The organism is Salinimicrobium xinjiangense DSM 19287 (assembly GCF_000423585.1).
Classification (GTDB): Bacteria; Bacteroidota; Bacteroidia; order Flavobacteriales; family Flavobacteriaceae; genus Salinimicrobium; species Salinimicrobium xinjiangense.
Genome location: NZ_KE384057.1, coordinates 46012 through 54287 on the forward strand (window position 1 = coordinate 46012; position 8276 = coordinate 54287).

At 40.3% G+C, this 8276-nt stretch carries 9 protein-coding genes; 6 read left to right on the forward strand and 3 right to left on the reverse strand.

The annotated features are described in order from the left end of the window. Nucleotides 1-66: 66 nt before the first annotated feature. The 6 genes from pyrR (at nt 67) to G564_RS0116710 (ending at nt 4259) form a co-directional block, all read left to right on the forward strand. The gene (gene pyrR, locus G564_RS0116685; protein ID WP_029038660.1) at nt 67-615 is read left to right on the forward strand and encodes a bifunctional pyr operon transcriptional regulator/uracil phosphoribosyltransferase PyrR; all 549 of its coding nucleotides are present in this window, start codon (nt 67-69) and stop codon (nt 613-615) included. Further along, the gene (locus tag G564_RS0116690) at nt 612-1544 is read left to right on the forward strand and encodes an aspartate carbamoyltransferase catalytic subunit (protein ID WP_029038661.1); all 933 of its coding nucleotides are present in this window, start codon (nt 612-614) and stop codon (nt 1542-1544) included. The genes pyrR and G564_RS0116690 overlap by 4 nt, the downstream gene beginning before the upstream one ends. Then, on the forward strand, nt 1541-1873 hold the full coding sequence (locus G564_RS0116695) for a hypothetical protein (protein ID WP_029038662.1): 333 nt from the start codon (nt 1541-1543) through the stop codon (nt 1871-1873). Before G564_RS0116690 ends, G564_RS0116695 begins: the two co-directional genes overlap by 4 nt. Before the next feature lie 34 nt (nt 1874-1907). Next, nucleotides 1908-2816: a ribonuclease Z gene (locus tag G564_RS0116700; protein ID WP_029038663.1), complete on the forward strand. Its 909-nt coding sequence runs from the start codon at nt 1908-1910 to the stop codon at nt 2814-2816. 175 nt (nt 2817-2991) lie between these two features. After that, nucleotides 2992-3492: a CAP domain-containing protein gene (locus tag G564_RS0116705; protein WP_029038664.1), complete on the forward strand. Its 501-nt coding sequence runs from the start codon at nt 2992-2994 to the stop codon at nt 3490-3492. A 269-nt stretch (nt 3493-3761) separates the two neighbouring features. Continuing rightward, entirely contained in the window at nt 3762-4259 is a 498-nt protein-coding gene (locus G564_RS0116710; RefSeq protein WP_051205571.1) for a CAP domain-containing protein, read from the forward strand. A 145-nt stretch (nt 4260-4404) separates the two neighbouring features. On the opposite strand, the gene G564_RS0116715 is transcribed toward G564_RS0116710, so the two are convergent. The 3 genes from G564_RS0116715 to G564_RS0116725 form a co-directional block, all read right to left on the reverse strand. Next, entirely contained in the window at nt 4405-6279 is a 1875-nt protein-coding gene (locus G564_RS0116715) for an OmpA family protein (RefSeq protein ID WP_029038666.1), read from the reverse strand. Between the two features lie 16 nt (nt 6280-6295). Next, nucleotides 6296-7210, reverse strand: a complete 915-nt coding sequence (locus tag G564_RS0116720; RefSeq protein WP_029038667.1) for a PorP/SprF family type IX secretion system membrane protein — start codon at nt 7208-7210, stop codon at nt 6296-6298. 10 nt (nt 7211-7220) lie between these two features. Continuing rightward, on the reverse strand, nt 7221-8276 hold a 1056-nt coding region (locus G564_RS0116725; protein WP_029038668.1), incomplete at its 5' end, for a gliding motility-associated C-terminal domain-containing protein.

The following is an 8276-nucleotide window of genomic DNA, read 5'->3' on the forward strand; positions in this document are numbered from 1 at the left end:
AAGCTGAAACCTCCTGCAGTTCTCAGGAAAAAAATCTTACTTTTGTTATGTTTTAACATCCAAACTATGAGCCAAAAAGTGCTGCTTACGTCCAAAGAGATGAACATCATTTTACACCGCTTGGCCTGCCAGTTAATTGAAAATCATACTACTTTCGAAAATTCCGTCTTAATCGGGATACAACCAAGGGGGGTGTTTCTTGCCAACCGAATCCACAAAATTCTTAAAGAGGAGTATCGTATTGATGCCATAAAAATGGGGCAGCTTGATATTACCTTCTACAGAGATGATTTTAGAAGGGGAGATAAACCGTTGGAGGCAAACAAGATCCACATTGATTTTGTGGTAGAGGACAAACGGGTGATCTTTATTGATGATGTGCTTTATACCGGAAGAAGTATAAGAGCAGCTTTAACTGCAATCCAATCTTTTGGCAGACCAAGTGAAGTTGAATTGCTAAGCCTTATCGATCGTAGGTTTAGCCGTCATTTGCCCATCCAGCCCGACTATAATGGAAGACAGGTGGATGCAATAAATGAAGAAAAGGTAAAAGTTAACTGGCAGGAAAATGAAGGGGAAGATGCGGTGTATCTTATAAGCAAACAATCAACATGAGTGAGTTAAGCGTGAATCATTTACTGGGAATCAAATATCTGAATAAGGAAGATATTGATCTCATTTTTACAACTGCCGATCATTTCAAAGAAGTCATCAACCGGCCCATTAAAAAAGTTCCTTCTTTGCGGGATATTACCATTGCCAATCTTTTCTTTGAAAATAGTACAAGAACCCGACTCTCCTTTGAATTAGCCGAAAAAAGATTAAGTGCCGATGTCGTGAATTTTTCTGCAGCCTCATCTTCAGTTAAAAAAGGAGAGACATTGATCGACACTGTGAACAATATTCTCTCCATGAAAGTGGACATGGTTGTAATGAGGCATCCGAATCCGGGAGCCGGAATCTTTCTTTCGCGTCATGTTAAGGCCAGTATTATTAATGCCGGAGACGGAGCTCATGAACATCCTACACAAGCTTTACTCGATTGTTATTCCATTAGAGAAAAGTTGGGTGAGGTGCAGGGAAAGAAAGTAGTTATTGTTGGAGATATTTTACACAGCAGGGTGGCCCTCTCTAATATTTTTGCACTGAAATTGCTGGGAGCAGAGGTGAAAGTATGTGGTCCCTACACTTTGATTCCTAAACACATTAAATCCCTGGGAGTAGAAGTAGAGCCTAATCTGAAAAAGGCCCTGGAATGGTGTGATGTAGCCAATATGCTGCGGGTACAGAATGAAAGGATGGATATAAGTTACTTCCCAAGCACCAGGGAGTATGTACAGCTTTTTGGTCTTAATAAACAACTTCTGGATTCTCTTAACAAGCGAATAGTCGTTATGCACCCCGGGCCCATCAACAGGGGAGTGGAGATCACCAGTGATGTGGCAGATTCCGATCAGGCAATTATACTGGATCAGGTGCAAAATGGTGTGGCTATAAGGATGGCAGCGATCTACCTTTTGGCCTCAAAAATTAAACAGGTATGAAAGTAAAAGAAGAGGAAGGATATAAAATTTTGACGGATGAAAAGGATGATGTAGAAGATTTTGCTTCTTTCCTGAGATCTCAGCATAATGCGTTCAAAAATGATAATGTTGTCATTGATATTATAAAATACGGAGAGCTTAGTCTTGAGGAGTTACTGTCATTTCTGGACCTGTCAAATGAACATCGCAAAGGCAAAAGATCTTTTGTCATCGTCAATGATGCGATCAATATTGAGAAAATCCCCGAGGAACTCATTGTTGTTCCTACTCTGATGGAAGCCGGAGACGTCATTCAAATGGAGGAGATAGAGAGAGATCTCGGTTTCTAGATTTCCGGATACTAATCTGTGAAAACTTCTGTAAATGAAACTTACTATTCTTGGCTGTTATGCTGCTACTCCCCGTAGCTTTACCAATCCTACTTCCCAGGTATTGGAGATCAACAATGAGGTCTTTCTTATTGATTGCGGAGAAGGCACACAGGTAGAATTGCGCAGGAATAAGATTAAGTTTGGCAAGATCAAACACATATTTATTTCCCATCTACATGGGGACCATTTTTACGGTTTGGTTGGACTTATTTCCACCTTTATGCTTCTTAACAGGAAGACAGAATTACATATATATGGTCCTGTTGGCATAAAGGAAATCATACTGTTACAGCTTAAGTTCTCAAAGTCCTGGACAGGATATCCGTTGTTTTTCCATGAGTTAAAGTCCGACGAACCTCAGATTGTCCTTAACACAAAAAAGGTCACCGTAGAAACCATTCCCTTAAAGCATCGTATCTACGCCAACGGATTTCTCTTCCGTGAAAAGCCGAAACCAAGGAAGCTTCTTATGGAGGAGGTGGAAAAATATGCAATTGATGTTGCTTATTATAAAGGGATCAAGAAAGGTAAAGATGCGGTACTTGAAGATGGAAGTATAATTCCCAATGCTCTGCTCACTGCTGACCCTGAGCCGCCTTCGAGCTACGCTTTTTGCAGTGATACTGCATACCATCCCGCATTAGTCAACCAACTGGATAATGTTGATGTTCTTTATCATGAATCTACTTTTCTTGAAGAACATGCTTATCTCGCTGCACCTACCGGGCATTCTACAGCCAGAGAAGCGGCTGCCATGGCCAGGGCAGCAAAAGTATCAACTCTTATATTAGGCCATTTTTCTACCCGTTATGATTCTATAGAAATATTTCAAAAAGAGGCGGAAGAAATTTTCCCAAGGGTGCTTTTAGCAGATGACGGAAAAACTTTTTCATTCCCATAAAATCCATTCATCGATATATTTAACTCTTCATCTTTACAAATAAACAGAGCCTTCTTGTAGGCCTAAAGGCTAATTTTGTGTTAAAATTAATATAATCTGTGTAGTTCATCGATAAAAGTGTTTGTTAATCGGAAATAATTCTTACTTTTCCTATCCCAAACCTACCGATTGAATTATGAAGAATTTAACCTACTCTGTATGGTTATTAGCATTTTGTGCGTTTTTTCTTACATCCTGTTCTCAGGACAGTATAGAAGAATTGGAAAGTGCTGATCTTACCACCAAACTTGCCCCCGTCGAATATTCGACAATTGAAATGGAAGTTCTTGATTTAGTAAATGCTTATCGCGATCAAAAAGGTCTTTCTCAACTGTTAAGTCTGGATGAAGGATCTGTACAGGCAGCTTCTCATAACAAGCACATGATTGAAGGAAATGAAGTATGTCATCATTATTTCGGCAATCGTTATCAGGCTCTTGTGAATTCTGTAGATGCCAAAGCAGTAAGTGAAAATGTAGGCTTTGGATATCGTACAGCAGATGCCGTGGTAAATGCCTGGATCGAAAGCGACGGACACAGAAAAAATATGGAAGGAGAGCATACCCATTTCGGGATCTCTGTTAAAGAAGGGAAAGATGGTAAACTTTATTTCACTAATATTTTTGTAAAAAAATAATTTTCTACGGCTACGTTCATTGTTTTATAATTATTTAAGGTTAGTTAAAGAGGCTTTTTGAAAGCCTCTTTTTTTTGTTTTAACTCATTAAAGATTGCCTTTTATACGAATCATTTTTTCATTCATTTATTTTTCATTCAATCATTCATTCATTCATTCATTGTATCTTTAGTGCACCATCTAATTCTGCCGGTTAGAACCTCTCCCAATTCCCCCAGACCCTAAATCATTTAGTATTCGATCAATCCTGATCTGTAATTTATGTTGCTATGATAGGAGTCCTGGATGTTTATAGTATTAGAATTTGGCTATGTTGTCTTTTACAGCTCATACTATTCCTTTCCTGTTCTTCGGAAGAGGTAGGAAGTCCGGATTTTGACATTCAGGTTCCGGAGTATTCATCCATTGAATTAGAGATCCTCGATCTTGTCAATCAACATCGAAAAAGTCAGGCAAAAAAAGGACTTAAACTACTTGATGAGATATCCGCTCAGGCTTCATCACATACAGTTCATATGATCAAAACAACAGAGGTGTGTCATCACAACTTTGGAAGCAGATATATGGCATTAGCAGGAAAAGTTGGCGCAAAGGCTATGGGAGAGAATGTTGGAGGCGGTTATAGAACTTCTGAAGCTTTTTTTCGGGCATGGTTAAATAGTCCCGGTCACAGTGAGATTATTGAAGGCGAACATACACATTTCGGAATATCGGCTAAAGAAGGAAAAGGAGAAGTATACGTAACGCTCATCTTCATCAGGAAATGAATCAATTTAATTGTCATTCCCGGTACAGGAAGATTTTCCTGAGATTTTTCAATCTTCATGACCAACACCGTCAGTAAAAAAACATAAAGTAGAAGAGGAGGCAATTTTGCCTCCTCTTCGATGGTTGGTTAGAAACGTAGGGATCTTATTCCATTTTCACTACTTTAAAAATGGATCTACGGTTTAATTGGTGTTGTTCTTCATTACAATTAGTACAATCTACCTCAGGTTCCTCTTCTCCATAACCTTTATAGGTCACTATTCGTTCTGCGGCAACTCCATTTTCAACCAGGTAATCTCTGGTCGCCTGAGCTCTTCTTTCAGCCAGTCTGCGGTTATATGCCTCAGAACCTCTTCTATCGGTATGGGAACCAATTTCGATAACGAGTTCGGGATATTCCTCAACCATTAGATTAACGAGTTTATCCAGTTCCTGTGCAGCATCGGGACGAATATTTGCTTTGTCAAAATCAAAATAGATCTTGTTGATCTCGGCAAGATATTCCACATCATTCACGGGTGAAAGTTCAATATTATGAACAAGTTCCGTCCTGTCATCCATGTTTGCAGTGGTGATCTGCTCGTTCTTTGTATTGTATTTAATATGCTTTGACTCAATTGGATAATTTCTGTCTCTTGCAATTTCAATTTGGTAATTCCCGAGGGAATCGGTTTCCATTACTGCAATCTGGAAATTGTTTCCATCCATAAGCCTTAGCGTCGCATTGGCAATAGGCTTGTTATTTATAGAATCTGTAACCGTTCCCCTTAGGACAAGAGGAGCAAGAATTGTCAGCTCATAAATATCGTCGTTACCCTGTCCTCCGGGCCTGTTTGAGGAAATGAACCCGCGGGTATTATCGCTGCCCGAATTGGAGAATGCAAAATCATCCATATTGCTGTTTACCGGTTCACCAAGATTTTGTACTCGGTTAGGAGAATCTGAAGTTACTACAAAAACATCCAGAAGTCCGTAACCTTTATGTCCGTCTGAAGAGAAGTAGAAGTTACCATTTTCAGCAATAAAAGGAAAAACTTCATTTCCCGGCGTATTTACAGGAGCACCTAAATTTTGTGGGGTTCCAAAAGTGCCATTTTCGACGCTTACTTTATAGATGTCAGATCCTCCCATTCCTCCGGGAGCTTCAGAAACAAAGTATAAGGTCTTCCCATCGGCAGAGAGGCTTGGATGACCTACAGAATATTCATTGTTGCTAAACGGCAATTCTTCAATGTTGGTCCATTCTCCATTAATGAAAGAAGCCTGGTATATCTTAAGGTGGTTCACACCTTCGTCATCCTTCTTTCCGTCACGCTTTAAGTAGTTATTCCTGGTAAAGTACATGGTTTGACCATCGGCAGAAAGCGTTACAGGACCTTCATGACGAACGGTATTTACATCGCCACTTACAGGGTTTACTGTATTGCTTCCGGAAATAGCCTTGTATATATCCAGGAATGGTTCTCCAGTCCAGTCGTAGATCTTTGTTCTGGTATCTGCTGTACCTCTTGCTGAAGTAAAGTAGATTGTTCCGTTATTCTCAAAGCTTCCGAAGTCACTGAATTGAGAATTAAAATCTGCAGGTTTTACCCTGAAAGTTTCCAGACCTTCATAAACAGCGATCTCATCTTCATTAAGGAGCTGTTCCACTCCCTGAGGATTCCGGGCTGCCTCCTGATATCTTTTAAGCCACTCACGGGATTTGTCATACTCTCTCACTCCACGCAGCATTTGTGCGTATTGATAATAAATCTCCGGAGAAACATTTGGCTGTTCCACAACCTTTTCATAATAAACTACCGCATTTTCGGGATCGCGAAGCTTATAATAGCTATTGGCTAATTGCTGCTGATTATAATCTTTGTTGTACTCTTTTTCCAACAGGTCTTTATATTCTTCTATTGCTTTGGTATAAGCAAAATTGTCATAGTACCTGTCCGCTTTTTTTTGTTTCGACGATTGGGCGAAAACAAATGCCGGAAGGACGAGTAACAGAAGCAGAATGTATTTTTTGTTCATAATCCTTATTTTTTAATTAAAAGAACCTTGGGGATTTGTATTTCGTGTTACCTAACCTCATTTCATAGATCAACAGGATCTCATGAGAACCTGAAGTATATGGCTGCAGGTCACTTACTGAGTATTCATAACCATAACCCACTCTAAAGCTGGGAAGGATCTGGAAATCTACGAAAGCTCCCACAGCGTCATCAAACCGGTAATTAGCTCCCAGGTACAGTTTTTCATTGAAGATAAATGTTCCCGATACATCAACAGAAAGAGGAGCTCCTCTTGTCATTTTTAAAAGGGAAGTGGGACGCAACTTTACATTATCACTAAGATCAAAAACGTAACCTCCGGTAAGATAATAGTGCACCTGTTCAAGGGCAACATATTCACTTCCTTCCTGGTCGTTGTTATCATTATTGATGAATTTTGGTGCAGAAAGACCCAGGTACCAATCCTGTGAAGACAGGTAAAGACCCGCTCCAAAATTTGGCGTCCAGCGGTTGAAAATATCTCCTCTGAAAAATGGATCATCAGGTACATCTGCCATCAGCTCTTCATCAAGATTATAGTAGCTCATTCCTCCTTTAAGTCCCATCGACAGAGTAGTGGAAGAAGTAAGATTTATTGTATAGGAGAAATCTGCATAAGCATAAGTGTAATTCTCATATCCAATGTTGTCGTTAATTATAGATACTCCGAGTCCCACTTTCTCATTTCTTAAAGGGGAGTGGATAGACAGCGTTTGTGTCTCCGGAGCACCTGCAATTCCTGCCCACTGACTCCTGTGAAGCCCCACCACCGAGATTGCATCGCGGTTACCAGCGTAAGCCGGATTAATGGAGATAGTGTTGTACATGTATTGCGTAAACTGGGGCAATTGCTGCGCATTAGCACACACACTAATAAACAGAAGCATTAATATTGGGTAGATTCTTTTCATGTTCATTAATTTATTTTGTTCCTAGATAGATGTAACCCTGGATAGGTTCAAATCCGCTTTGTTTAATTTCTACGATATAGAAGTAGGTTCCTGAAGGTAACTGGTCTCCTGTGACAGAACTGCTTGAGGTTCCATCCCAGTTGTTTGTATAGTTGTTGGATTTATAAACTTCATTCCCCCAACGGTTGAAAACCTGTAGCGTGTAAGTGAAACCACAATCCAGACCTATTCCGACTTCAAACGTATCATTTCTATTATCACCGTTAGGAGTTACAGCTTTAGAGATGCTGTTTCTAATATCATCAACTTCACAGGGAAGGACGATACCACAATCCTCTATTTCTACAGTGATATCTGTACTGGAAGCACAGGCTCCTTCAACCACATAGGTAAAGGTGTAAAAACCGGCAGCCATGTCAGGATTCAACATGCTTCCTGTTAATGCACCAGATTGGTCTGTGTCAACCCAGGTTCCGTTTCCACTGTCTCCACTTACTAAGCTATCCAGGTCAAACACGGGATCATCATCACAGAATAAAAGAGTTGTTGGACTGATGCTGACAGTTCCCTGAGCTTCCTCAACTGTTACAGTGACCGTAGTAGATACACATCCGTCTGCATTTACTGCTGTTGCAGTGTAAGTTCCGGGCGCCAGATCTTCATAAATACCGTCAGCTTCTTCATCTGCAATTTCATTTCCATCAGCATCTTTAAGGCTGAAGGTAATACCATCTACTAATTCGAGCACTAAGAATCCGGTTGGATCTTCACAGGTAGGCTGCATAAGTTCTGTGATGACCGGAGCGTCTGGAGTTGGGTTGATAGTCAGGTTCAGCGTTGCGGTATTGGTGCATCCTGCTTCATTCTCACTCACAAAAGTATAAACTCCGCTTTCGGTATATTCAGTTCCGTTCCAGGTGTAGGAATCACAAGCTGTTGCAGATTCTTCAGAAGTAGTGCTGTTGTTGATAGTCAGGTTAAGGGTTGCAACATTAGTGCATCCGGCCTCATTCTGGCTTTCATAAGTATAGACACCGCTTTCTGTATATTCAGTTCCGTTCCAGGT